General features: G+C 63.7%; 25 protein-coding genes. 18 read left to right on the top strand and 7 right to left on the bottom strand.

What is annotated here, in order from left to right; all coding sequences use genetic code 11:
- Positions 1-4: 4 nt before the first annotated feature.
- The 4 genes from ASE85_RS22420 to ASE85_RS11635 all read left to right on the top strand — a co-directional run bounded on the left by ASE85_RS22420 (position 5) and on the right by ASE85_RS11635 (position 2448).
- Positions 5-208, top strand: a complete 204-nt coding sequence (locus ASE85_RS22420) for an AbrB/MazE/SpoVT family DNA-binding domain-containing protein (RefSeq protein ID WP_082462763.1) — start codon at positions 5-7, stop codon at positions 206-208.
- A 20-nt stretch (positions 209-228) separates the two neighbouring features.
- Positions 229-1104 carry an alpha/beta hydrolase family protein gene (locus ASE85_RS11625; protein WP_443018518.1) on the top strand — a complete coding sequence of 292 codons (876 nt, stop codon included), beginning with the start codon at positions 229-231 and terminating at the stop codon, positions 1102-1104.
- Positions 1105-1318: 214 nt separating this feature from the next.
- Positions 1319-1897 (top strand): thymidine kinase, encoded by a 579-nt coding sequence (locus tag ASE85_RS11630; protein ID WP_056688034.1) that lies wholly within the window; start codon positions 1319-1321, stop codon positions 1895-1897.
- Positions 1894-2448 (top strand): GNAT family N-acetyltransferase, encoded by a 555-nt coding sequence (locus tag ASE85_RS11635; protein WP_235523497.1) that lies wholly within the window; start codon positions 1894-1896, stop codon positions 2446-2448. The genes ASE85_RS11630 and ASE85_RS11635 overlap by 4 nt, the downstream gene beginning before the upstream one ends.
- A gap of 42 nt (positions 2449-2490) precedes the next feature.
- On the opposite strand, the gene ASE85_RS11640 is transcribed toward ASE85_RS11635, so the two are convergent.
- Positions 2491-3186, bottom strand: coding sequence for an HAD family hydrolase (locus ASE85_RS11640; RefSeq protein ID WP_056688040.1), 696 nt, complete (start codon positions 3184-3186; stop codon positions 2491-2493).
- A 60-nt stretch (positions 3187-3246) separates the two neighbouring features.
- On the opposite strand from ASE85_RS11640, the gene truB reads away from it, so the two are divergent.
- From truB to ligA, 8 genes are all read left to right on the top strand, one after another.
- Positions 3247-4197, top strand: a complete 951-nt coding sequence (truB, locus tag ASE85_RS11645) for a tRNA pseudouridine(55) synthase TruB (protein WP_056688043.1) — start codon at positions 3247-3249, stop codon at positions 4195-4197.
- The gene (rpsO, locus tag ASE85_RS11650) at positions 4194-4463 is read left to right on the top strand and encodes a 30S ribosomal protein S15 (RefSeq protein ID WP_056688046.1); all 270 of its coding nucleotides are present in this window, start codon (positions 4194-4196) and stop codon (positions 4461-4463) included. The genes truB and rpsO overlap by 4 nt, the downstream gene beginning before the upstream one ends.
- A gap of 215 nt (positions 4464-4678) precedes the next feature.
- Positions 4679-7012: a polyribonucleotide nucleotidyltransferase gene (gene pnp, locus ASE85_RS11655; protein ID WP_056688049.1), complete on the top strand. Its 2334-nt coding sequence runs from the start codon at positions 4679-4681 to the stop codon at positions 7010-7012.
- A gap of 159 nt (positions 7013-7171) precedes the next feature.
- On the top strand, positions 7172-8185 hold the full coding sequence (locus ASE85_RS11660) for a sensor histidine kinase (protein ID WP_056688052.1): 1014 nt from the start codon (positions 7172-7174) through the stop codon (positions 8183-8185).
- A 54-nt stretch (positions 8186-8239) separates the two neighbouring features.
- Positions 8240-9028, top strand: a complete 789-nt coding sequence (locus ASE85_RS11665) for an outer membrane protein assembly factor BamD (protein WP_056688721.1) — start codon at positions 8240-8242, stop codon at positions 9026-9028.
- A 174-nt stretch (positions 9029-9202) separates the two neighbouring features.
- Entirely contained in the window at positions 9203-10867 is a 1665-nt protein-coding gene (gene recN, locus ASE85_RS11670; RefSeq protein ID WP_056688056.1) for a DNA repair protein RecN, read from the top strand.
- An 85-nt stretch (positions 10868-10952) separates the two neighbouring features.
- Positions 10953-11339 (top strand): putative quinol monooxygenase, encoded by a 387-nt coding sequence (locus ASE85_RS11675; RefSeq protein ID WP_056688058.1) that lies wholly within the window; start codon positions 10953-10955, stop codon positions 11337-11339.
- Positions 11340-11564: 225 nt separating this feature from the next.
- Positions 11565-13682, top strand: coding sequence for an NAD-dependent DNA ligase LigA (ligA, locus tag ASE85_RS11685; protein WP_056688065.1), 2118 nt, complete (start codon positions 11565-11567; stop codon positions 13680-13682).
- A 60-nt stretch (positions 13683-13742) separates the two neighbouring features.
- On the opposite strand, the gene chrA is transcribed toward ligA, so the two are convergent.
- Both chrA and ASE85_RS11695 read right to left on the bottom strand, forming a co-directional pair.
- The gene (gene chrA, locus ASE85_RS11690) at positions 13743-15059 is read right to left on the bottom strand and encodes a chromate efflux transporter (RefSeq protein ID WP_056688068.1); all 1317 of its coding nucleotides are present in this window, start codon (positions 15057-15059) and stop codon (positions 13743-13745) included.
- A gap of 138 nt (positions 15060-15197) precedes the next feature.
- Positions 15198-15596, bottom strand: coding sequence for a winged helix-turn-helix transcriptional regulator (locus ASE85_RS11695; protein WP_056688071.1), 399 nt, complete (start codon positions 15594-15596; stop codon positions 15198-15200).
- Between the two features lie 109 nt (positions 15597-15705).
- On the opposite strand from ASE85_RS11695, the gene ASE85_RS11700 reads away from it, so the two are divergent.
- Positions 15706-16317 (top strand): NAD(P)-dependent oxidoreductase, encoded by a 612-nt coding sequence (locus ASE85_RS11700; RefSeq protein WP_056688724.1) that lies wholly within the window; start codon positions 15706-15708, stop codon positions 16315-16317.
- Positions 16318-16435: 118 nt separating this feature from the next.
- Here ASE85_RS11700 and yghU read toward each other — a convergent pair whose 3' ends face one another.
- Positions 16436-17305: a glutathione-dependent disulfide-bond oxidoreductase gene (gene yghU / locus ASE85_RS11705; protein WP_056688073.1), complete on the bottom strand. Its 870-nt coding sequence runs from the start codon at positions 17303-17305 to the stop codon at positions 16436-16438.
- 86 nt (positions 17306-17391) lie between these two features.
- Complete coding sequence (locus ASE85_RS11710) at positions 17392-17826, bottom strand: universal stress protein (RefSeq protein ID WP_056688076.1); 435 nt, start codon at positions 17824-17826, stop codon at positions 17392-17394.
- A 389-nt stretch (positions 17827-18215) separates the two neighbouring features.
- Between ASE85_RS11710 and groES the strand changes: the two genes are divergently transcribed.
- Together groES and groL are read left to right on the top strand one after the other, a co-directional pair.
- Positions 18216-18503, top strand: a complete 288-nt coding sequence (gene groES / locus ASE85_RS11720; protein ID WP_056688082.1) for a co-chaperone GroES — start codon at positions 18216-18218, stop codon at positions 18501-18503.
- A 130-nt stretch (positions 18504-18633) separates the two neighbouring features.
- Complete coding sequence (gene groL / locus ASE85_RS11725) at positions 18634-20280, top strand: chaperonin GroEL (protein WP_056688085.1); 1647 nt, start codon at positions 18634-18636, stop codon at positions 20278-20280.
- Between the two features lie 140 nt (positions 20281-20420).
- Here the strand turns inward: groL and ASE85_RS11730 are convergent, their stop codons facing one another.
- Positions 20421-21113 carry a GNAT family N-acetyltransferase gene (locus ASE85_RS11730; protein ID WP_056688088.1) on the bottom strand — a complete coding sequence of 231 codons (693 nt, stop codon included), beginning with the start codon at positions 21111-21113 and terminating at the stop codon, positions 20421-20423.
- Between the two features lie 114 nt (positions 21114-21227).
- Here ASE85_RS11730 and ASE85_RS11735 point away from each other — a divergent pair, with 114 nt between their 5' ends.
- Positions 21228-23207, top strand: coding sequence for a putative bifunctional diguanylate cyclase/phosphodiesterase (locus ASE85_RS11735; protein ID WP_082462764.1), 1980 nt, complete (start codon positions 21228-21230; stop codon positions 23205-23207).
- A 21-nt stretch (positions 23208-23228) separates the two neighbouring features.
- Here ASE85_RS11735 and ASE85_RS11740 read toward each other — a convergent pair whose 3' ends face one another.
- The gene (locus ASE85_RS11740; RefSeq protein ID WP_056688730.1) at positions 23229-24212 is read right to left on the bottom strand and encodes a crotonase/enoyl-CoA hydratase family protein; all 984 of its coding nucleotides are present in this window, start codon (positions 24210-24212) and stop codon (positions 23229-23231) included.
- 238 nt (positions 24213-24450) lie between these two features.
- Between ASE85_RS11740 and ASE85_RS11745 the strand changes: the two genes are divergently transcribed.
- Complete coding sequence (locus ASE85_RS11745) at positions 24451-24630, top strand: hypothetical protein (RefSeq protein WP_056688092.1); 180 nt, start codon at positions 24451-24453, stop codon at positions 24628-24630.
- A gap of 47 nt (positions 24631-24677) precedes the next feature.
- Positions 24678-25808 (top strand): tRNA guanosine(34) transglycosylase Tgt, encoded by a 1131-nt coding sequence (gene tgt / locus ASE85_RS11750; protein ID WP_056688095.1) that lies wholly within the window; start codon positions 24678-24680, stop codon positions 25806-25808.

Consider the following 25808-nt stretch of genomic DNA (forward strand, 5'->3'; position numbering starts at 1 on the left):
CGTCATGATCGCCAAGACCAAATTGTCGGCAAAGGGGCAGGTCGTCATCCCCAAGGAGGTGCGCGACCGGCTTGGCTGTGCGCCGGGGCAGGTGCTGGACGTGGTGCATATCGTTGCTTCCATTCGCGCCGACAGCTTCGTTACCTTCGATCGCGCCATGTCAAGACGACTCGGCGATTCTCCTTTGCCAATCGAGGTTTTGAAATGATGCGCGTGATATTGGCCTGCATGATTGGCTGTGCAGCAGTCGTCCCCGCTGCCCTTGCCAAAGAACCCGCCATCCATCACGCCGTCATCGCCGATCCAAAGCCTGACGCAGCCTATCCCGCCGGCATGGCCGCCTTCGTCATCCCGGTCGAGGATGGGGCGATGAATGCGGTGATGTATACCGCCGCCGGATCGGGCCTGCATCCCACGCTGCTGCTGCTGCATGGGTTTCCCGGCAATGAGCAGAATCTGGACCTGGCACAAGCGGCGCGGCGGGCCGGATGGAATGTGCTGACGCTGCATTATCGCGGGTCGTGGGGCAGTCCCGGCACCTTCTCCTTCGGCCATGCGTCGGAGGATGGCTTTGCCGCCCTGCAATATCTGCAACAGGCGTCGGTCGTGGCGAAATATCGCATCGACACCAGCGCGATCGTGGTCGCGGGGCACAGCATGGGCGGCTTCATGGCTGCCGATGCCGCCGCCGCCGATCCGCGTGTCGCCGGCCTGTTCCTGATCGACCCCTGGGATCCGGCGCAAACCGTCGCGTCGCTGGCCAGCGCAGAGGGCGAAGCGGGCTGGAAGGCGGAGGTGGCGGGCGACCTGCCGCCGCTCCATGGCGCGACCTATGAAAGCCTGACTGCCGAGATCAAGGCGGACGGGCAGAAATTCGATCTGGGTCGGCAATTGGCCGGCTATGCTCGCCGGCCGTTGACCATTATCGGTGCGGAGCGGGGAATCGGTGCGATGGCGCGCAAGGTTGCCGCTGATGCGCAAGGCGCCAACCCGGATTCGCGGCTGATGGTCTGGCCGACCGATCATAGCTTCTCCGACAGTCGCATCGCGCTGGCCGATGCGCTGGTGCGGTTCCTGGCGGGCGTGGCGCCGACGATGCGCTGAAGAGGCGAAGGCTGACAATCCGTTTGGGCTGAGCCTGTCGAAGCCTGTGCTGAGCGTTGACGGCGGTTACGTACCTGCTTTGAACGTCGGCAGGCAGTCGAAGGGGCTTCGACAGGCTCAGCCCGAACGGAGGTGGGGTGAGGGTGTGCGCCGATCCCTGCCGTTACTGCACGGACATTTCCATCCGCCGTGAAATCGCTCTATGCGCAGGGGCATGGCGAAACTCTATTTCTACTACAGTTCCATGAATGCGGGGAAATCGACCACCCTGTTGCAATCGGACTTCAACTATCGCGAGCGCGGCATGGATACGATGCTGTGGACCGCCGCGCTGGACGATCGCTATGGCCATGGCCGGATCGTGTCGCGCATCGGGCTGGAGGCGCAGGCCCATCTGTTCGATCCGCAGGTCGATATCTTCACCGCCATCGCCGCGCAGCATCAGGCGACGCCGCTGTCCTGCGTGCTGCTGGACGAGGCGCAGTTCCTGACCGAGGCGCAGGTGTGGCAGTTGGGCGCGGTGTGCGACCGGCTGGGTATTCCGGTCCTGTGCTACGGCATCCGCACCGATTTTCAGGGGCAGCTTTTTCCCGGCAGTGCCGCGCTGCTGGGGCTGGCCGACTCGCTGAGCGAGATCAAGACGATCTGCGAATGTGGGCGCAAGGCGATCATGAACCTGCGCGTCGATGGAGCGGGCAGGGCGATCCGCCAGGGCGACCAGACCGAGATCGGCGGCAACGACCGCTATGTGGCGCTGTGCCGCCGCCATTTCGTGGAGCAGATGCAGCGATGAGCCGAATGGAAGACTTGCTGGCGCCGATCGCCGCGCCGGGCCTGTATCTGGAGCAATTGCGGGAAGAGCATCGCGAGACACTGCGCGCGTTGTGTCCAGTGGACGATCCGGTGTGGGAGATTTTTCCGGCCAACTGGTCGGGAGATCATTTCGATACGATTTTCGATGCGACCATCGCCAACCCGGACCGTTTTCCCTTCCTGATCGTGGCGGATGGCGTGCCGGTCGGCATGTCCGGCTTCCTGCGGGTGGCCGCCGCCGACAATTGGCTGGAACTGGGCGGCACCTATATGACGCCGGCGGCGCGCGGCACGGGCCTGAATGGCCGGATCAAGCCGCTGCTGATCGGCCGGGCGCTGGATTGCGGCTTCACCCGCATCGAATTCTGCATCGACCAGCGCAATGTCCGGTCGCAAAAGGCGGTGGAGAAACTGGGCGCGGTGCGTGAGGGCGTGTTGCGCAAGCAGCGCATCACCTGGACCGGGCATGTGCGCGATACGGTGATCTACTCGATCCTGGCGGACGAATGGCGGGGGCGTTTGAGTGAGTGACTGTTCCCCGGCCTGCGCCGGGGAACCATTGCCAGACGTGATTCAATCGATCGTCGCGATCCAGTCCGGGAGGTCGGCGAGCCGTTCCAACTGTGCGAATTGCGGGTGGTCGGATGGCGCCTTGGCGCTTTCATGCGACCAGCCGCACTCTTGCGGGATGAACGCGGCCCATGCGCCGGCCTCCAGAGCGGGCAATATGTCCGACCGCATGGAATCGCCCGCCATCACAGCCTCTTGCGGGGCGATATTGAAGCGCGAGAATAGCGTGCGGAACGTGTCCGCCTTCTTGTCGCTGACGATTTCTATGCCGGAAAACAGGTCGCCCAGACCCGATGCGGCCAGCTTGCTTTCCTGATGCAGCAGGTCGCCTTTCGTTACCAGCACCAGCGGGCCGATCTTCGCCAGCCGCTCCAGCGTGTCCTGAACCCCGTCGAACAGATCGACCGGATGGGCGAGCAGGGCGCGGCCGGCCGCCAATATCCCCTCGATCATCGCGGTGGATAGCAGGTCGCCAGCCAGTTCCGTCGCCGTCTCGATCATCGAGAGGGTAAAGCCCTTGGCGCCATAGCCATAGAGCGGCAGGTTGCGTATCTCGCACGCGATCAGCCGCTCGCGCGTTACGTCCGCGTCAGCAAAGGGGCGCAACATGTCGAGCAGCGCGTCTTCGGTGGCGTTGAAATGGCGCATATTGTGCCAGAGCGTATCGTCGGCATCGAGGCAGATGAGCTTGATGGTCATTGGCGCGCCCTAACGCATTAGGGGCTGACAGGACAGGGGCGGGCAGGTAAGCGCGCGGCCATGCACGGCTGGATCATCCTCGACAAACCCCATGGCCTGGGTTCCACGCAGGCGGTCAGCGCGGTGAAGCGCGCGTTGCGGACGCAGCGGGAACTGCTGGGCGGCACGGAGAAGTGGAAGGTCGGCCATGGCGGCACGCTCGATCCGCTGGCGACCGGCGTGCTGCCAATCGCGGTGGGGGAAGCGACCAAGCTGGCCGGGCGGATGCTCGACAGCGACAAGATTTATGACTTCACGATTCGGTTCGGTGCGCAGACCGATACGCTTGACCTGGAGGGGAAGGTCATTGCGCAAAGCGATCATCTGCCCAGGCTGGCCGAGGTGGAGGCTGTGCTGCCGCGCTTCACTGGCCCGATCGAGCAGGCGCCGCCGGCCTATAGCGCCATCCTGATCGACGGCCAGCGCGCCTACGACCTTGCTCGCAAGGGGGAAGAAGTGGAGATGAAGCTGCGGTCGGTGACGATCCATTCTCTCCGCGTCTCCGCGGCTCCGCGTGAGCAAATGGGATTTGGGGGCGTTGGTGAACTGGCGGAAGTCACTCTCCGCGCCCATGTCTCGAAGGGTACCTATATTCGCAGCCTTGCCCGCGACATCGCGCTGGCGCTCGGCACGGTCGGCCATGTCACCATGTTGCGCCGGATCAAGGCCGGGCCGTTCACCCTGGAAACCGCGATTTCGCTGGACAAATTGGACGAAGCTGCTAGGGGCGGCACCATCGGTGGGCTTATGCTGCCGTTGACCGCAGGGCTGGACGACATCCCGGCTTTTGCAGTCTCTCCCGATCAAGCGCTCGCTCTCCGACAGGGGAAGGTGCTGTCGGGGTCCGACATTGCCACCGGCCTTCATCTGGCGTTCGACGGGGTCATTCCCGTGGCGCTGGTCGAAATGCTGGACGGAGACATCCGGGTCGTGCGCGGATTTAACCTGATGCCGAAGGAAGATGATAGATGACGATTACTGCCGAGCGCAAGGAAGCGCTGATCAAGGAATATGCCCGCGCTGAAGGTGATACGGGTTCGCCCGAAGTTCAGGTTTCGATCCTGACCGAGCGGATCACCAACCTGACCGAGCATTTCAAGGGTCACCACAAGGACAATCACAGCCGTCGTGGTCTGCTGATGATGGTCAACAAGCGTCGTTCGCTGCTGGACTATCTCAAGAAGAAGGATCAGGCGCGCTATGTCGACCTGATCGGTAAGCTGGGCCTGCGTAAGTAAGTCCGCCATAAAGGGACGGCCCCATTCGGGGCCGTTTCCGATTCTGAAACATGGCGTCGGGCAATTCGGCACGGCGCTCATGATCCGGGGAACACTTTCCCGCCCCGTCGCAACCGCGACGGAGGAGAGCGTGAAGCTCTCCATTCATGGAGCCGCATCGGCTCCGCCAAAGGCCCCGCCCGGCAATAGGGCCGACGCGGGCGAAGGAAAAAACTATGTTCGACGTCAAGAAAGTATCCATCGAGCTGGCCGGCAAGACGCTGACCCTCGAAACCGGCCGTATCGCGCGTCAGGCTGACGCCGCCGTGCTGGCCACCTATGGCGAAACCGTGGTGCTGTGCGCCGTGACCGCCGCCAAGAGCGTGAAGGAAGGGCAGGACTTTTTCCCGCTGACCGTTCACTATCAGGAAAAATATTCCGCCGCCGGCCGCATCCCCGGTGGCTTCTTCAAGCGTGAGCGCGGCGCGACGGAAAAGGAAACGCTGGTTTCCCGCCTGATCGACCGCCCGATCCGCCCGCTGTTCCCCGAAGGTTTCTATAACGAAATCAACGTGATCGCGCAGGTTCTGTCGTTCGATGGCGAAAGCGAGCCTGATATCGTGGCGATGATCGCTGCGTCGGCCGCGCTGACCCTGTCGGGCGTGCCCTTCATGGGTCCGATCGGCGCCGCGCGCGTCGGCTACAAGGATGGCGAATATATCCTCAACCCCTCGCTGGACGAAGCCAAGGCCGGCGAACTCGACCTGGTCGTCGCCGCCACCGGCAACGCTGTTATGATGGTCGAATCCGAAGCCAAGGAGCTGTCGGAAGAGATCATGCTGGGCGCCGTCCTGTTCGCCCATGAAGCCAGCAAGAAGATCGCCAACGCGATCATCGACCTGGCTGAAAAGGCCGCCAAGGACCCGTGGGAAGTCGCCAAGGGCGACAATCTGGACGACCTGAAGAAGAAGCTGAAGAAGCTGATCGGCAAGGACATCACCGCCGCCTACAAGCTGACCGACAAGTCGGCCCGCTCGAACGCGCTGAACGAAGCCCGCGCCAAGGCGAAGGCAAGCTTCACCGCCGAAGGCCTGGACGCCCAGACCGTGATGGCCGGCATCAAGCTGACCAAGAAGCTGGAAGCGGAAATCGTGCGCGGCGCCATCCTGAAGGACGGCAAGCGCATCGACGGTCGCACCACCACGCAGATCCGTCCGATCGACGCGATGGTCGGCTTCCTGCCCCGCACCCATGGTTCGGCCCTGTTCACGCGCGGTGAAACGCAGTCGATCTGCACCACCACGCTGGGCACCAAGGACGCCGAGCAGATGATCGACGGCCTCACTGGCCTGCATTATGAAAACTTCATGCTGCACTATAACTTCCCGCCCTATTCGGTCGGTGAAGTTGGTCGTTTCGGCGCGCCGGGTCGTCGTGAAGTGGGTCATGGCAAGCTGGCATGGCGTGCGCTGCACCCCGTGCTGCCCAGCAAGGACGAGTTCCCCTACACGATCCGCGTCCTGTCCGACATTACCGAGTCCAACGGTTCGTCCTCGATGGCGACGGTGTGCGGCGGTTCGCTGTCCATGATGGACGCCGGTGTGCCGTTGAAGCGCCCCGTGTCTGGCATCGCCATGGGCCTGATCCTGGAAGGCAAGGACTTTGCCGTCCTGTCCGACATCCTGGGTGATGAAGATCACCTCGGCGACATGGACTTCAAGGTCGCAGGCACCGAAGTCGGCATCACCACGATGCAGATGGACATCAAGATTGCGGGCATCACGCGCGAAATCTTTGAAGCCGCGCTGACGCAGGCGAAGGAAGGCCGTGCGCACATCCTGGGCGAAATGGCCAAGGCGCTGTCCTCGACCCGCACCGAGTTGTCGGCGCACGCCCCGCGTATCGAAACCTTGCAGATCGACAAGTCGAAGATCCGTGAAGTCATCGGCACCGGTGGTAAGGTGATCCGCGAAATCGTCGCCGAAACCGGCGCGAAGGTGGACATTGACGACGAAGGCCTGATCAAGATCAGCTCGTCCGACCCGGCGCAGATCGAGGCCGCCCGCAAGTGGATCCTCGGCATCACGCAGGAAGCGGAAGTCGGCAAGGTCTATGACGGCAAGGTCGTCAACATCGTCGATTTCGGTGCGTTCGTGAACTTCATGGGTGGCAAGGACGGCCTCGTCCACGTTTCCGAAATGAAGAATGAGCGCGTCGAAAAGCCGACTGACGTCGTGTCGGAAGGCCAGGACGTGAAGGTCAAGGTTCTCGAAATCGATCCTCGCGGCAAGGTTCGCCTGTCGATGCGCGTCGTCGATCAGGAAACCGGCGAGGAACTGGAAGACACCCGTCCTGCTCGTGAACCGCGCGAACCGCGTGGTGATCGCGGTCCGCGCCGTGATGGCGGTGGGGATCGTGGCCCGCGTCGCGAAGGCGGCGAAGGCCGTGGCGATCGCGGTCGTGGCCCGCGCCGTGATGGCGGCGATCGTGGTCCCCGCCGCGAACGCAGCGAAGGTGGTAACGATGACGGCCCTAGCGGCGGTCTGCCCGACTTCCTGACTCAGGACTAAATGATCGCTCCGGCCGCAAGGCCGGGTGACGGAATGGAAGCGGGGCGTCCGGCCAACCGGGCGCCCCGTTTTTTGCGTGTGCGTTTCCGCGCGCTAACTTCGATCAAGGAATCCGGACAAAGTTCTGATAGTGTAACGACGGTCTGAAAGGGGATCGTAGTGCAGCGAGGAAATGAACGCTTTGTCGAACGCCTGCCGCTCGTGCTCGACCGGCCGCTCTATGCTTATGGCCTGACGACCGTCTTTTGCGCGTCTGCGTTGCTGCTGCGTATCGCGGCGGAACCGCTGCTGCCTTCCGGCTATCCTTTCGTCACCTTCTTTCCCGCCGTCATCCTCTCTTCCTTTCTGTTCGGCGTGCGGCCCGGCATCTTTGCCGGCCTGCTGTGCGGGCTGATCTCCTGGTATGTCTTCATCCCGCCGCATCATGTCTTCGCGATCAACCCGGCGGTCATGGTTGCGATGCTCTTCTATACCGGGGTGGTGGCGATCGACATCGCGTTGATCCACTTCATGCAGCGCGCCAATTTCAACCTGGCGGTGGAGCGGGAACGCAGCCGGACGCTGGCCGATAATCGCGAACTGCTGTTTCAGGAATTACAGCATCGCGTATCGAACAATTTGCAGGTCGTGGCGGCGATGCTGTCGCTCCAGCGCCGCCATGTCGATCATGATGTCGCGCGCCGCGCGCTGGACGATGCGTCGGAACGGCTGGCGCTGGTCGGACGGATCAGTCGGGCGCTTTACGATCCCTCGGGGGCTGGACAGGATATGCACGGTTTCCTGTCGGCCCTGACCGCCGACATCATGGACGCCAGCGGGCGGCAGGACGTCGCCCTGACCGTGGCGGCGCCGACCGGGCTGCGGCTGGACCCCAATATTACCGTGCCTTTGGCGCTGGTCGTGGCGGAATCGGTCAGCAACGCAATCGAACATGGCCTGCCCGATCGTGCGGGCCATATCCATGTCAGGCTGGCACAGACGGATGGCGCGCTGGCGCTGGAGGTCGCCGACGACGGGCATGGTCTGGCGCCGGGCGGCGGTGCGGGCGAATCCCTGGGCCTGCGTATCGCCCATGCGCTGGCGGCCCAGTTGGGCGGGCGTTTCGCCCTGACCGCCGCGCCGCAGGGCGGGGCGATCGCCCGGCTCGACCTGCCCGCTGCGCCAGCCTGTTGACGAAGGCGCATTCTGCCGCTTGGCGAGGGCGTGTCCCTCGGCTATGACCCGGCCATGCTGACGAAAACCCTGACGCGCATCGGCGCGGCCACCACCCTGGTCCTGATCGCCTCGCCCGTGCTCACCGGCTGTTCCACATCGAAGAACAAGGCCGACACCCAATATGTCGCCCGCGACGTGTCGACCCTGTATAACAGTGGCAAGGACCGTCTCGATCGTGGGCAGTACAAGCTCGCCGCCGCCCTGTTCGACGAGGTGGAGCGCCAGCATCCCTATTCGCCCTGGGCGCGCCGGGCGCAGCTCATGTCCGCATTCAGTTACTATATGAACCAGGACTATAATGAGTCGATCGCCGCCTCGCAGCGTTTCCTGTCGATCCATACCGGCAACAAGGACGCGCCCTACGCCTATTATCTGATCGCGCTCTGCTATTATGAGCAGATCGCCGACGTCACCCGCGACCAGAAGATCACGCAGCAGGGCCTGGACGCGCTGGGTGAATTGATCCGCCGCTATCCCGACACCCGCTACGCCGCCGACGCGCGGTTGAAGGTCGATCTGGTGAACGATCACCTGGCCGGCAAGGAAATGGAAGTCGGGCGTTTCTACCAGCGCCGTGGCCAGTGGCTCGCCGCCACGCTGCGTTTCCGTTCGGTGGTGGATAAGTATCAGACCACGACTCACACGCCCGAAGCGCTGGAGCGTCTGGTCGAATCCTATCTTTCGCTCGGCATCCCCGCCGAAGCGCAGAAGGCTGCCGCTGTGCTGGGCCGCAACTATCCCGGCACCAAATGGTACGAACGCAGCTACAAGCTGATGCAGCAGCATGGCGGCAAGGCCTGATCGGGGTCTGGAACTGGCAGGCTTGACCTGTTCCCCGGTGAAGGCCGGGGTCCAGTTGCCATGACGTCTGGACCCTTGATGGGAGTCACGTGCCTCCCGCCAACTTCGCCGGGGAACGGCATTGCCGAACTTGTTCGTTCCTAATCTGTTCAGTGGCGGTTATAGGCGAATGTCATGCTAACCTCGCTCGCCATCCGCAATGTCGTGCTGATCGAGGCGCTGGACCTGGAGTTCGGCGCCGGCCTGTCCGTGCTGACCGGTGAGACAGGGGCGGGCAAGTCGATCCTGCTCGATTCGCTGGGGCTGGCCTTGGGCGCGCGCGCGGACAGCGGTCTGGTCCGTAATGGTGAGGCGCAGGCCAGCGTGGTTGCTGCCTTCGAGCCGCCGGCTGCCGATCATCGCGTGACCGCGCTGCTGGTCGAAAACGGCATCGACATGGAGCCGGGCGAACCGCTGCTGATCCGTCGGCTGGTAAAGGCCGATGGCGGCAGCCGGGCCTTCGTCAACGACCAGCCCTGTTCGGCCGCATTGCTGCGCGACCTTGGCGGATCGCTGGTCGAAATTCACGGCCAGCATGACGATCGCGGCCTGCTCAACCCGCGCGGCCACCGGGCGCTGCTCGACAGCTATGGTCGCTGCGAAGCCGGGCTGGTCGCGACGGCGCATGCCGGCTGGCGTGCCGCCACCCACGCGCTGAGCGCCGCGCGCGAGACGGTCGAGAATGCGGCGCGGGATCGCGACTATCTGACCCACGCGGTCGAGGAGTTGCGCAAGTTCGCGCCCGAACCGGGCGAGGAGGCGACACTCGCGCAAGAGCGTGCGACCATGCAGAAGGGCGCGCGGCTGACCGATGATCTGAGCGCCGTCGGCGACTGCCTGACTGGCTCCGACGGCGGCCTGGCCCAGTTGCGGCAGGCGGCGCGCCGGCTCGATCGCATCGCGGGCGAGGAGCCGCTGCTCAATGCCGTGCTCGAAGCGCTCGACCGCGCCGTGGTCGAAGCGGGCGAGGCAGAGGATCGGCTGGCCGAGGCCGCCGAGGCGCTGAGTTTCGACCCCGCACGGCTCGATATGATCGAAACCCGCCTGTTCGACCTGCGTGGCCTGGCCCGCAAGCATCAGGTGCAGCCTGACGATCTGGCTGCCCTGCGCGACGAGATGGCGGCAAAGCTGGCTGCGATCGAGGGCGGGGAGGAGCATATCGCCGCGCTGGAAAAGGATGTGGCCAACAAGGCCGACGCCTATCGCGCCGCCGCGCAGGCCTTGTCGGTCGAGCGTCAAGTGGCGGCCGGGCGTCTGGACGCGGCGGTAGCGTGCGAGCTGGCGCCGCTGAAGCTGGACGCGGCACGGTTCCGCACGGTGGTTGCTGAACTGGACGAGGGTCAGTGGAGCGCGCAGGGCATGGACCGGGTGGAGTTCGAAATCTCGACCAACCCCGGTGCGCCGTTCGCGCCGTTGGCGAAGATCGCATCGGGCGGGGAATTGTCGCGCTTCATCCTGGCGTTGAAGGTGGCGCTGGCGGAGCGGGGCGGGGCGGACACGTTGATCTTCGACGAGATCGACCGTGGCGTGGGCGGCGCGGTGGCCGATGCGATCGGTGAGCGGCTGTCGCGGCTGGCGCAGAGCAACCAGATATTGGTCGTCACCCATAGTCCGCAGGTCGCGGCGCGGGGCGCAAGCCATATGCTGATCGCCAAGTCCTCCGATGGCACCGTGACGCGCACCGGCGTCCATGCGCTGAGCGACGCCGAACGGCGGGAGGAAATCGCGCGGATGCTGTCGGGCGCGGAAATTACGGCGGAAGCGCGGGCGCAGGCGGAACGGTTGCTGGAGCGGGTCTGACCGTTCCCCGGTGAAGGCCGGGGTCAGTGTCACCCGGTGGCTGGACCCCGGCCTTCGTCGAGGAACGGTGTAGAAGGAGGGGTATATGACTCATAACCGCAGAGACATGCTCGGCCTGACTGCCGTCGCGATAGCTGCCAGCGCCATCCCCGCAGCCGCGCAGGAGGCCAAGCCGCGCTATGGCCTGATCGGCCAGATGCTGAGCGCACCCGGCAAGCGTGACGAACTGGTCGCCATCCTGACCGACGCGACGGGCGCGATGCCCGGTTGCCTGTCCTATGTGGTGGCGCTCGACGCCGCGAACCCGGACGCGATCTGGATCACGGAAGTTTGGGACAGCCGCGAAAGTCACGCCGCATCGCTGAAATTGCCTGACATCCGCGCGGCCATCGCGAAGGCGCGCCCGATCATCGCGGGCTTCCCCCAGCATTTTGAAACGGTGCCGGTGGCGGGGGTGCAAGCATGGAAATGATGTGGCCCTCAATGATGGCTCTTCTGTTCGCGGCCCTGATCTTGTTGGTTCGCGCCTTCATCGACGCTAGAAGGAAGCAGTGGTTTTGGGCGGCTATCAGTTTTGCTGGAGCCTTGGCTATTTTATGTGCTCCCATCCAGACACATGCTGTCAAAATCGACCTTCCGCGGTCGAACGGCTGATAGTGGCCTTTCTGGCCGGCGCGGGCTTCGCTAAAGCATCCTCATGACTAATCCCGCGCCCCTCTCCGAAGCCGAAGCCGCCAACCGCCTCATGCGCCTTGCCAGGGAGGTGGCGAAGCATAACCGGCTCTATCATGATCAGGACGCGCCGGAGATCAGTGATGCCGACTATGACGCGCTGATCCGCGAGAACAACGCGCTGGAGGCCGCCTTTCCGCATTTGGTCCGCGCTGATTCGCCCAATGCGCAGGTCGGGGCCGTCGCCACGTCGGCGTTAAAGAAGGTGCCGCATGCCGTCCGCATGATGAGCCTCGACAATGGCTTTTCCGACGAGGATATCGGCGAGTTTCTGGCCCGCGTCCGCCGCTTCCTCGCGCTACCCGAAGAGGCACCGCTGGCGCTGACCGCCGAGCCGAAGATTGACGGTCTGTCCTGTTCGCTGCGCTATGAGCAGGGCGTGCTGGTGCTGGCGGCGACGCGCGGGGACGGTGCGACCGGCGAGGACGTCACCGCCAATGTCCGTACGATCACGGACATTCCGCAGCAATTGACCGGCCCCGGCATCCCCGACCTGTTCGAGGTGCGCGGGGAGGTCTACATGGCCAAGGCCGATTTCGTGGCGCTCAACCAGCGCCTGCTGGCCGAGGCCGACGATCCCGAAAAGGCGCGTCAGTTCGCCAATCCGCGCAACGCCGCCGCCGGATCGCTGCGCCAGAAGGACGCGACCGTCACTGCCGCCCGCCCGCTGCGCTTCCTGGCCCATGGCTGGGGTGCGCACAGCGCGGTGCCCGCCGACACGCAACTGGGCGTGATGCAGGCGATCGCAAGCTGGGGCCTGCCGGTGTCCGACATGCTGGCCTGCGTCGACAAGCTGAAGGCGCTGATCGGCCATTATCGCGGGATTGAGGCGGCACGCGCTGAGCTGCCGTTCGACATCGACGGGGTCGTCTACAAGGTAGACCGGCTCGACTGGCAGCAGCGGCTGGGCTTCGTGGCGAAGGCGCCGCGATGGGCCATCGCGCATAAATTCCCCGCCGAACGGGCGCAGACCACGTTGGAGGCGATCGACATTCAGGTCGGTCGCACCGGCAAGCTGACCCCGGTCGGCCGCCTGACGCCCGTGACCGTGGGCGGCGTGGTTGTTTCCAACGTGACGCTGCATAATGCCGACGAAATATCGCGGCTGGGCGTGCGGCCCGGCGACCGCATCGTGGTGCAGCGCGCGGGCGACGTCATCCCGCAGGTGGTCGAGAATCTGACCCGCGAGGAGGACCGCCAATCGTTTCCTTTCCCCACCCACTGCCCCGTCTGCGGCTCCGAAGCGGTGCGCGAGGAGGAGGAAGTCGATTTCCGCTGCACCGGTGGCCTGATCTGTCCGGCGCAGCGGTTCGAGCGGCTGCGCCACTTCGTCAGCCGGGCGGCGCTGGATATCGAAGGGCTGGGTGAAAAGACGATTCAGGAGTTTCTGGACCTGGGCTGGATAGCCGAACCAGCCGATATCTTTCGTTTGAAAAAGCATCGTCCCGACCTGATCGGCCGCGAAGGCTGGAAGGAAAAGTCGGTCGACAACCTGCTCGCCGCGATCGAGGCGAAGCGCGCGCCCGATGCCGCCAAACTGCTCTTTGGCCTGGGTATCCGCCATGTCGGCGCGGTGACGGCGCGCGACCTGCTCAAACGCTATACGACGCTGCCGGCGGTTCGCGGACTGGCCGAAGAAATCATCGCTCTGCGCGCCGCTGCCGACCCGGCGGAGACGCAGGCCAAGCGCGACAAGGCGATCGCCGAACATATCGGGGTGGAAAATGTCGGTGCGGCGGTGGGGCATGCGCTGGCCGACTTCTTCCATGAACCGCATAATGTGGAGGCGTGGGAAGACCTGCTTGGCGAGGTTTCTCCGCCCGATTATGTGGTCGAAACCACCGCCAGCGCCGTGACCGGCAAGATCGTCGTCTTCACCGGCAAGCTGGAGACGATGAGCCGCGACGAGGCGAAGGCGCAGGCTGAACGGCTGGGCGCGAAGGCGGCAGGATCGGTCAGCGCGAAGACGGATCTGGTAGTCGCGGGGCCAGGTGCGGGCAGCAAATTGAAGCAGGCCGCCGCGCTGGGCATAGAGGTCATCAGCGAAGAGGCATGGGCGCAGATCGTGCAGGCGGCGGGGTAACAGCCGACCATCATGCTGTTCCCCGGCCTGCGCCGGGGAACAGCCACTATACAACCCGTATCAAATTTCCTGCACCCCGCTCACCGCCAGCCCCGCAACGGCGCAAATCGCCAGCACCGTCATCACCCCGCGCCTTGCGACAAAGATCAGGAGCGCAGCCCCCAGCGCGATGGCGGCGATGCGCCAGTCGATGCTGGTCCAGTCGGGCCACCACAGTCGTACCGGACCAACAGCCACCCTCTCGCCGCGCATGAACAATATATGCAGCGCGAACCAGACCGTCAGGTTGCCGATCACCCCCACGATCGCGGCGGTCAGCGCGGCCAGCGCCCCTTGCAGGCGGGGCGCGCGCTCCAGTCGCTCCATCCAGGGCGCGACGCTGAAGATCCACAGGAAACAGGGCGCGAACGTCACCCAGGTCGTGAGCAGACCGCCCAGCAATCCCGCCATCAGTGGCGTAAAGGGCGCCGGCGCCCGGAACGCGCCCAGAAAGCCGACGAACTGCGTCACCAAAATCAGCGGTCCCGGCGTCGTTTCGGCAAGGCCGAGGCCATCGGTCATTTCGCCCGCCGACAGCCAGTGCATCGATTGCACGGCCTCCTGCGCCATATAGGCCAGCACCGCATAGGCGCCCCCGAACGTCACCACCGCCAGTTGCGAGAAGAAGGCGCCGATCTTCCACAGCACATGATCAGGGCCGAGTGTCAGCAGGATGGCCAGCATCGGCGCGGCCCAGATCGCCGCCCATAGCAGCAGGGATCGCAGGGTCTGGCGCCATGGCAGCGGCCCGACCGGGGCGTCACCCGCCGCCTGGCCATGGGCATGCAGCCAGTCCGGGCGTAGCCGTGCCAGCAGGAAGCCGATCGCTCCCGATCCCAGCACGACCAGCGGGAAGGGCAGGTTGAACAGGAACAGCGCCAGGAAGGCGGCAAAGGCCAGCGCCCGTTTGAACCCGCTGTCCAGTGCGCGCCGGCCGATGCGGATCAGCGCCTGCACCACGATCGCCAGCACGGCCGCCTTGATCCCCAGGAACAGCGCCGCCACAGGCTTCAAATCGGCGGCGAAGGCGTAGAGCATCGACAGGCCGATCATGATTGCCGCGCCGGGCAACACGAACAACAGGCCGGCGATCAGGCCACCGATCGTGCCGTGCATCCGCCATCCGATCCAGGTGGCCAGTTGCTGTGCCTCCGGCCCCGGCAACAGATGGCAGACATTGAGCGCGCGCAGGAACGCGCCTTCCTCCACCCATTGCCGTTCTTCCACCAGTTCGCGGTGCATCAGCGCGATCTGGCCGGCCGGTCCGCCAAAGCTGATGAGGCCGATCCGTCCGAAGACTCGGAAAAGTTGCGATACATCCGGTTGCGACACACACATCCCCCCTTCGGGTCAGACACGCAGAGCGCGCCGGAAGCCCGATATAGTCGCAATGCTTGGGCGGGGAGTGCCTGAACGGGAGATTGCCTTGTCCCGTATGCGCATCATGCGATGATGGCGGAGGCCGCGCAAGCGGATTTACGCCGCCAGCGCATCACCCCGGTCATGCGCGCGGCGCGATGCCATGATATCGCCGACATGGATTTCGGCCCAATGGGTGATCTGGTCCAATATGCCGATCAACCCGCCGGCCAGCGGCGTCAGCCGATATTCCACCGTCACGGGCACAGTAGGGAAGGCGGCGCGGCTGACGAGGCCGTCCCGCTCCAGGCTCTTCAACGTCTGCGACAGCATTTTCTGCGAAATGGCGCCGATCCGCCGACGCAGGTCGTTGAAGCGCACCGGCCCGTCCTTCAGCGTCAGCATCACCAGCACGGCCCATTTGTCGCCGATCCGGTCCAGCACGTGCCGCGTCGGGCAGTCGGGATTATAGGCGTCGCCGATGCGGGGCGGGGGAGAGTCCGGGGTGGAGAACATGGGGTGGTTTCCTCGACGTAAGCTGATGATGGCGAAGTGCCCTCTTGCGGTCATGATATCCTGATCGCTATCTGGTTTCTATTAGTAACTACCTATGGAGACATGCAGCATGAAAGTAGCGATCATCGGCGGCACCGGCCGCGCCGGCACGGAAATCAGCGCTGAACTGGCGCGTCGCGGGCATCAGGTTACGGCCATTTCGCGCCATCCCGAAAATGCGGTCAAGGTCGATGGCGTCACGGCGGTCGCCGGCGATGTGCAGCAAGCTGACGCCCTCGTCGAAACGATCAAGGGCCATGATGTGGTGGTCAGCGCGGTCATGTTCTCCGACACCGATCCGGCCTCGCTGGTCGGCGTGGTGCGCGACTCCGGCGTGCCGCGCTATCTGGTGGTCGGCGGGGCTGGCAGCCTGGAAGTCGCGCCGGGTGTTGCCCTGATCACCACGCCGGACTTTCCCGAAGTCGCCAAGGTCGAAGCGGGCAAGGGCGCGGACTTCCTCGATTATCTACGCGGGGTGGACGACATCGACTGGACCTTCCTTTCGCCATCGGCCTATTTCTTCGTTGGCGTTCGCAAGGGCAGCTTCCGCCTGGGCAAGGACGCGCTGCTGGTCGATGCGGATGGCAATAGCAGCATATCCTATGCCGACTATGCCATCGCACTGGTCGATGAGATCGAACAGCCGCGGCATAGCAAGGCGCGGTTCACGGTGGGCTATTGAGCATCGGGGTATAAAGGAAGCCGTTCGGGCTGAGCCTGTCGAAGCCTCTTTCCGTCTCAAGAAGAAAGAGGCTCTTCGACAAGCTCAGGGCGAACGGAAATCTATCATGGAAGGGAGCCTAGGCGGCCCCTTCCAGCTTATCCTGCGTCTTCGTGGCGAAGTCGCCGGCGTCATGCCGTTCGTGCAGTTGCTCTTCCAGCGGACCGTTCGCCTTGTTGACCATGCGGCCACGCTTCACGGCGGGGCGGGCGTCGATCTGTTTGGCCCAGCGCAGCAGGTTGGTGTAGCTGCCTGCGTCCAGAAACTCCGCCGCGCCATAGGCCCGGCCCAGCACGACGCCGCCATACCAGGGCCAGATGGCGATGTCGGCGATGCTATAGTCCGCGCCGCCAATATAGTCATTGTCCGCCAGCCGCTTGTCGAGCAGGTCCAGTTGTCGCTTCACTTCCATCGTGTAGCGGTTGATCGGATATTCGTATTTTTCCGGGGCATAGGCGAAGAAATGGCCGAAGCCGCCGCCCAGCAGCGGACCGGCGCCCATCTGCCAGAACAGCCAGTTCAGCGTCTCGGTCCGCCCGGCGGGATCGGTCGGCAGGAACTCGCCGAATTTTTCCGCCAGATAGAGCAGGATCGAGCCGGATTCGAACACGCGCTGCGGCGGCGACACGCTGCGGTCGAGCAGGGCGGGGATCTTGCTGTTGGGATTGACGTCGACAAAGCCGCTGCCGAACTGGTCGCCATCGCCGATCCTGATGAGCCAGGCGTCATAGTCGGCGGCGGATACGCCCGCTTCCAGCAATTCCTCCAGCAGGATGGTCACCTTCTGCCCATTGGGCGTGGCGAGCGAATAGAGCTGGAGCGGATGATCGCCGACCGGCAGATCCTTTTCATGGGTCGCGCCGGCGATCGGCCGGTTGATATTGGCGAAGGGGCCGCCATTTTCCCGGTCCCAGGTCCAGACTTTGGGCGGGGTGTAGCTGTCGGTCATGCGGGCTGGCTCCGATAAGGGGATGTGGCCCGCAGGTAGGAAGCAGCACCGCCGCCCGCAACCAAGCGCCGCTCAACTATCCATGATTATTTCGAAACCGTTCGGACCGTCAGCACGCTGATCGGCGACTGGTGGACGATGGCCGATGCGTTGGAACCCAGCAATTTGGACGAGAGCGATGGTTGATGCGATCCGATGACGATCAGATCGGCGTTGCGCCGCTCCGCCTCGATCAGCACTTCGTCCCGCACACGGCCGCGCCGGGTGAAGATCTGGGTACGGGCCGGGTCCAGCCCTGCGTCGTCCGCCCAATCCTGCATGGCGACCATGGCGTCTGCCTCTTCCTGCTCATCGAAGTCGATCGCCAGCAATTCGGAGTAGCGGGTAGGGAGGTAATAGCGGACATAGAGGATATGGACGGTGCCGGTGGCGCCCGCGATTTCGGCCGCGCCGGCAATGGCTGCATGGGCAAGGTCCGGGCTGTTGACATCAACAGCGGCCAGGATCGTGGTATAGGGCATCAATCTCTCCTTCTGCTTATGTCCCTCTCAACCGGCGACACGCGCGAGCGATGCCGCTGTCATCAAAGATTCCTTAAACGACATATATAAGGAACAGCCGCAATATCCGCGCAATCCATCGCGCGGCGGATGACGATGGCGGGCGCCGCGCCTATCGAAACCAACGCGCTGGCCCCGGATCGGGACGGGCAGGAAATTTTTCGGGTCGCGCACCCTTGACCAGCGGACCAAATTTTCCATATTCATGCCGCTAGCACTCCTTGTCAGTGAGTGCTAACAAAGACAGGTTCATCGGGAGAAGGACAGGCGAACAAGGCATTTCGGGGCACGACTCCGTTTTCCTACTCGCTGCGCCCTATCCCAAATACGCCAAGGGAAAGGCAACCAATATGGCATTTCGTCCATTGCATGACCGCGTTCTCGTCCGCCGCATCGAAGCGGAAGCGAAGACCGCCGGTGGCATCATCATCCCCGACACCGCCAAGGAAAAGCCGCAGGAAGGCGAAATCGTCTCCGTCGGTTCGGGCAGCAAGGCCGAAGACGGCAAGGTGACCCCGCTCGACGTCAAGGCTGGCGACCGCATCCTGTTCGGCAAATGGTCGGGCACCGAAGTCAAGGTCGACGGTGAAGACCTGCTCATCATGAAGGAAAGCGATATCCTCGGCATTGTCGCCTAAAGGCGACGGGCTGGGCGTCGTGGCGTAAAGCTGCGAACCGGATATCCATTCCAGATTTAGGCGGAAATTCGCGCCCTGTGACGGTGTGAACTTCGCAAATTTTGCAATTCTCAAACGAAGGTAAAAGATCATGGCAGCGAAGGACGTAAAGTTTTCGCGTGACGCTCGTGAGCGCATCCTGCGCGGCGTCGACATCCTGGCCGACGCGGTCAAGGTGACCCTGGGGCCGAAGGGCCGCAACGTCGTCATCGACAAGAGCTTCGGCGCGCCCCGCATCACCAAGGACGGTGTTTCGGTCGCCAAGGAAATCGAACTGAAGGACAAGTTCGAAAACATGGGCGCCCAGATGGTGCGCGAAGTGGCTTCGAAGACCAACGACATCGCCGGTGACGGCACCACCACCGCGACCGTGCTGGCCCAGGCCATCGTGCGCGAAGGCATGAAGTCGGTTGCCGCCGGCATGAACCCGATGGACCTGAAGCGTGGTATCGACCTCGCCGTCATCAAGGTCGTCGAGGACATCAAGGCGCGTTCGAAGCCGGTTTCGGGTTCGGCCGAAGTGGCCCAGGTCGGCATCATTTCCGCCAATGGCGACCGTGAAGTCGGCGAAAAGATCGCCGAAGCCATGGAAAAGGTCGGCAAGGAAGGCGTCATCACCGTGGAAGAGGCCAAGGGTCTCGACTTCGAGCTGGACGTTGTCGAAGGTATGCAGTTCGACCGCGGCTACCTGTCGCCCTACTTCATCACCAACCCGGAAAAGATGGCTGTCGAGCTGGCTGATCCGTACATCCTGATCCACGAAAAGAAGCTGTCGAACCTTCAGTCGATCCTTCCCATCCTGGAAGCCGTCGTTCAGTCGGGCCGTCCGCTCCTGATCATCGCGGAAGATATCGAAGGCGAAGCGCTGGCGACCCTGGTCGTCAACAAGCTGCGTGGCGGCCTGAAGGTCGCTGCGGTCAAGGCGCCCGGTTTCGGCGATCGTCGCAAGGCCATGCTGGAAGACATCGCCGTCCTCACCAAGGGCGAAGTGATCTCGGAAGACCTGGGCATCAAGCTTGAGTCGGTCACGCTGGGCATGTTGGGCACCGCCAAGCGCGTCACCATCGACAAGGACAACACCGTCATCGTCGATGGCGCTGGCGACCATGACTCGATCAAGGGCCGTACCGAGCAGATCCGTCAGCAGATCGAGCACACCACCTCGGACTATGACAAGGAAAAGCTTCAGGAACGTCTGGCGAAGCTTGCTGGCGGCGTTGCCGTCATCAAGGTTGGCGGCGCGACGGAAGTCGAAGTCAAGGAACGCAAGGACCGCGTCGACGACGCCCTGCACGCCACCCGTGCAGCCGTCGAAGAAGGCATCGTCCCCGGTGGCGGCACGGCTCTGCTGTACGCGACCAAGGCGCTCAATGGCCTGACCGGCGTCAATGACGACCAGACCCGCGGTATCGACATCGTTCGCAAGTCGCTGACCGCTCTGGTTCGCCAGATCGCGCAGAATGCGGGCCATGACGGCGCCGTCGTGTCGGGCAAGCTGCTGGATCAGGACGACACCTCGTTCGGCTTCAACGCTTCGACCGACGTCTATGAAAACCTCGTCGCGGCCGGCGTCATCGACCCGACCAAGGTCGTGCGCACCGCGCTCCAGAACGCTGCCTCGGTCGCTGGTCTGCTGATCACCACCGAAGCGGCCGTTTCGGAACTGCCGGCCGACGACAAGGCGCCGATGGGCATGCCCGGCGGCGGCATGGGCGGCATGGGCGGCATGGACTTCTAAAAACGATCGTGCGGGTGGGGCCTGGCTCCGCCCGCAGATCGAAGTCCTTCGCTGTCTGCGAACATCTGAAAAAGGCCGGTGGAGCGATCCACCGGCCTTTTTCTTGTCCTATTTTCCTGTCCTACAGCGGCGGGGCCATCCTACGGCGCCGGATACCCGCCGCCTGTCACCACCATCATCGGCAATTCCGCCCGCACCTCAAAACCCAGCGAGCAATAGAGGGCGATCGTCTTGTCATGGGCGGCATAGGCGTGAAGGAAGGGCGTCTTGCCGCGGTCGAGTATCGCCTGCGCCACCACCCGCATCAGCGCGCCGGCGAGGCCCCGGCCGCGCCAGTCGGGATGGGTGCAGACGCCGCTGACTTCGGTGAAGCCTGGCAGGCGCATGCGTTCGCCGGCCATGGCGACCAGCCGGCCATTCTCCCGTACGCCGATGAAACGGCCCAGCCTGCGGGTGTGGGACCGGAACGGGCCGGGCTTGGTCAGCAGCGCCAGGGCCAGCATGTCCGCCGCGTCGCTTTCGCCCAGCGGTACCCAGGCGGGTGGCGGCGCGGTGGCGGGCGTGATGGATGGGGCGACCATCTGGGCCAGCATGGCGGTGCGAGTGACGATGACGCCGGGCGGCAGGGTCAGAGCTTCCGGCCCGATCATCCATAATTCGCCATCTGCGGGGACCAGCGCGGCAATGGCGGCGAGGCTTTCTGGATGCTCGTCTGCCGTTGCGCCGAACGGGCCATAGGAGGGGTCGAGTCGGCGGGCATGCTCATCGCCTTGCGCCAGTGCCGCCCAGCCACTCGACAGGCTGTTCCAGACGGGGCGATCGAGCGGGTGCATTTATGGGGAACTCCTGTTTTCCGGGGCAATGATCGGATTGACGCCTAACAACAATGTTAACCGAAAAATAAACGGGAAATGCGATGACTGGAGCGGGAACCGGAGACCCGCCATTTGCGCGTGCTGAAAACATTTCTTGAAAGGCGCAGGGCGCGGGACACGGGGCAGGACGCCGATGTGCGGCGGAGCCTGGTCGAATCACTCTATGCCTCGCCCCGATCGCTGACCATCGGCGCGGTCACTGGCGTGGCCGTCGGCATCGTCATCAGCACCATGTCGGCAGCCGGACCGATCCAGTTGGTCGTCACGGCCCTCTGCCTGGTGGCGACCCTGCGTGTCATTTCCGCCGTTTTCTTTCATCGCCAGCTCGTACGCGGCACCGCTGTCGCGTCGCGTAGCTGGGAACTGATTTATGAGCTGGGCGCGTGGGGCTATGCTGGCCTGCTGGGCCTGATGAGTTTCGTCACTCTGCTCGGATCGCCCAATCCCGTCACCCACATGCTCAGCGTGTCGATGGCGACGGGCTATGCCGGCGGCATTTCCGGTCGCAATGCGGGCCGCGTTCAGATCGCCATCGGTCAGGTCTGCCTGACCCTGCTGCCGACCGCGACCGGCCTGTGGTTGCAGGGATCAACCGGCTATCGCGTGCTGTCCGTAGCGATGGTGATGATGGTGCTGGGGCTGGCGGAAATCAGCTCGACCATCCATCGCATCGTCGTGCAGGCGCTGGTCGGCAAGCGGGAAAAGTCGCTTCTGGCCGAGAAGTTCGAGCGGCTGGCCCGCTTCGACAGCCTGACCGGGCTTGAAAATCGCATGGCGATGCAGATGCGCCTGCGCGAGATATTCGACGCCAACCAGAAGCGGAACGACGCCGTCACCATCCTGTGGATGGACATCGACCGGTTCAAGGAGATCAATGATTCGCTGGGCCATATGGTCGGCGACCAGCTGCTGCGCAGCGTTGCGGAGCGGTTGACCGACGTGGTGCAGGGACGCGGGCGAATCGCCCGCTTCGGCGGCGACGAATTCGTTGTCATTTGCCCGGACATGGATCGCGTGACGGCGGCCGCGCTGGCTCAGGAGATTATCGGCTACTTCGCCCATGGCTTCGACCTCAGCGACAATCATCTCCAGGTCACCGCCTCGATCGGCTATGCGGTCGCACCGCAGGACGGGCGCGACATGGACGAACTGATGCAGCATGCCGACTTGGCGCTGTATGAAGCGAAGCGGGAAGGGCGCAACCGCGCCGCCAGCTTCAACTGGTCGCTCAAGGAACGGTTCAACCGCATCCATGAGATCGAAACGGGGCTTCGCCGCGCGCTGGACGGCGACGAACTCAAATTGCTCTACCAGCCGATCGTAGATCTGGAGAGTGGGCATATCGAAGCTTGTGAAGCGTTGCTGCGCTGGGATCATCCGGTGCTGGGGCCGATCCCGCCGTCCGAATTCATCCCGATTTCGGAAAGCATGGGCATGATCGAGGCGATGACCGGATGGGTGCTGCGCGAAGCCTGTAACACTGCCGTCGCATGGCCGGGCGAAGTGCGCATCGCGATCAATATTTCGCCAGCGTCGCTCAAATGCACGGAATTGCCGGCCAATGTCATCGCTGCGCTGCTGGAATCCGGCTTGCCTGCCCGGCGGCTGGAGTTGGAGGTCACCGAATCCATCTTCCTCGACAATAGCGGGCAGACAAACAGCATCCTGCGCGAGTTGCAGCGGATCGGGCTGCGGCTGGCGCTGGACGATTTCGGCACCGGCTACAGTGCCTTGTCCTATCTGCGCTCCTACCGGTTCGACACGCTCAAGATCGACCAGAGCTTCATGGCCGGCGTCAGCGCCAATGCCGAGGATCGCGCCATCGTCCGCGCCATCGGCAATCTGGCGCGTGACCTCAACATGGACACGGTGGCGGAAGGGATCGAGACGCCCGACCAACTCACCCATGCGCGCGAAGCCGGCTTCACCAATGTGCAGGGCTATCTGTTCAGCCGACCGGTCCCGCGCGAGCGAATCGCCGAACTGATCGCGGCGGGGCCGCTGGCCGGCAGCGAACGGCCCGACCCGGTGCAACGCCGCCGCCGCGCCTGAACGCAGCGGGGCGTCTTCATCTTATCTGCGCAGACGGGTTTGCGCTGCGGCGAGGCGGCGCATCATACGCAGGTCGCGATCAGACAGGGCCAGGGCGGTGTCGGTCCAGGTTTCGACGATATCCACCAGTTCTTCCAGCGTCATCGGGTTCACCCGGCGCCCGGCGCGGTTGATGCCGACATAGCCGGCATGGTGCGACGCATGGTCCTTGATCCACCGGGCGGTAGCGGCTTCCCCTTCCCCGGTTTCGACCACCTGCGTGACGATGCCCATGTCGCACATTTCCTCGGCGGTATAGATGCGTCCTGCCGTCAGCATCTGCCGCGCCAGGACGGGGCCGACCCGGCGGGACAGGATGGAATAGGCACCCATGCCGGGGAACAGGCCGAACAGCACTTCGGGCAGGCCGAATCGCGCCTGTCGTTCGGCGATGATGACATCGAAGCACATCAATGCTTCAAGCCCGCCGCCCAGCGCATCGCCCTGCGCCAGGCCAATATTGATGATGTTCATGTCATTGCAATGCCAGATACGATCGACGATTTCGCAGCAGGCAATGCCATATTTCAGCAGCGTCGCGCGATCGCGGCGCTGGATGCACTCGGCGAACATCTCCAGATCGCCGCCCAGGTTGAATACGCCCGGAAAGCGAGACCCCAGCACCATGAATTTCAGCAGGCCGCTCCCGTCGCTGGCCCGCTTGCCGTCGAACGCCAGTTTGCTTTCACGCTGCCAGGCCATGGTGTCGCGAATCAGGCCCATATTGCTGTTGGGCCGTTCCAGCGGCGTCATGAATGCCCAGAGCGTCGACAATTCATCGTCCCAGCGCACATCGATCTGCCCCAGGTCGAACAAGGTGGACTGGCGGAACGCCCGTTCCAGTCCCGTCTCCGGCCCGGCTTCCGTAACGGCAAGCGGCGGAAGTTCGGCGCTGCCTGAGAAATCGTCTTCGAATGCAGCTTCAGCTTCATCCCTGGTCGGATTAAACCGTCCTGAATCAATCATCTGCGACCCCGTTTTGTTATTCGGCATGAAAAGATCAGGCTTGCACGCAGCATGCAATCAAGCCGAACATGATTGACAGGACGTTAACCATTTTTGCTGCCGACTGTTGCAAGGAGGTCGCCCCAAAAGCCGCCGAACCCGATCCAATGTGGCGCGGATGCCACAAAGACCGTTGGTATACAGATGTAAAATTCCGTGCTCAGGTCTTTGTTAACCTTTGTTAATTATGCCGAGGGCCATGAACGAGTCACGACGGAACAGTCCCAGCGTTACCCTGGCCCTGCATGACGAGCAGGGCGATCCCTGGCCGTTGCGCCTGTCAGCCGATTGCCTCCGCTTCATCGGTCCCTATCGTCGGGTGGAAGGGTTCCATATTGATGCGATGGCCCTGTTCGAGGGCGTGCGCAGGGCGGGCTGAGCCGGCTGGTCCTTGAACCTGCGCAGGTTCGCCATTAGAGCGCGGCGATGACCAAGCCCCGTTTTTCCTTCTCCATCAGCGCCACCGACGGCAAGGCCCGCACCGGCGCGATTCATATGCGCCGCGGCGAAATCCGTACGCCTGCCTTCATGCCGGTCGGCACCGCCGCCACCGTCAAGGCGATGCGCCCTGCCGAAGTCCGCGCAGCCGGCGCCGACATCATATTGGGCAATACCTATCATCTGATGCTGCGTCCCGGCGCCGAGCGTATGGCACGGCTGGGCGGGCTGCATGGTTTCATGGGCTGGGACCGGCCGATCCTGACCGACAGCGGCGGCTATCAGGTGATGAGCCTGTCCGCGCTGACCAAGATGAGCGAAGAGGGCGTGGCCTTTTCCAGCCATATCGACGGTTCGAAGCATATGCTGACGCCGGAACGATCCATGGAGATCCAGCGCCTGCTCGACAGCGACATCGTCATGGCGTTCGACGAGTGCACCAAAAATGGCTGCACCCATGACGAGGCGGCCAGGTCGATGGAGCGCTCCATGCGTTGGGCGAAGCGGTCGCGCGACGGGTTCGACGCCGGTGGCGAGCATGCCGAGCGGGCCGCGCTGTTTGGTATCCAGCAGGGATCACTGGACGAGGGGTTGCGCCGTATTTCAGCCGAAAAGCTGACCGAGGTTGGTTTCGACGGATATGCCGTAGGCGGCCTGGCGGTGGGAGAGGGGCAGGAGGCGATGTTCGCAACGCTCGATTTCGCGCCCGACATGCTGCCGCAGGACAAACCCCGCTATCTGATGGGCGTAGGCAAGCCCGACGATATCGTCGGCGCGGTGGAACGGGGCATCGACATGTTCGATTGCGTGTTGCCGACCCGGTCGGGCCGCAACGGGCAGGCCTTCACCTGGGCCGGGCCGCTCAATATTCGCAATGCCAAGTTCAACGAGGATCAGGGACCGCTCGATCCGCGCTGTCGCTGTCCGGTCTGCGCGACCTGGAGCCGCGCCTATCTGCATCATCTGGTCAAGGCCGGGGAAATGCTGGGCGCGATGCTGATGACCCAGCATAATATCCATTTCTATCAGGAACTGATGCAGGGCCTGCGCGACAATATCGCCGCCGGGACGCTGGCCAGTTTCACGGCTGATTTCCGGCGCGACTATCAAAAGGTTTGA

The organism is Sphingobium sp. Leaf26 (assembly GCF_001421665.1).
Classification (GTDB): domain Bacteria; phylum Pseudomonadota; class Alphaproteobacteria; order Sphingomonadales; family Sphingomonadaceae; genus Sphingobium.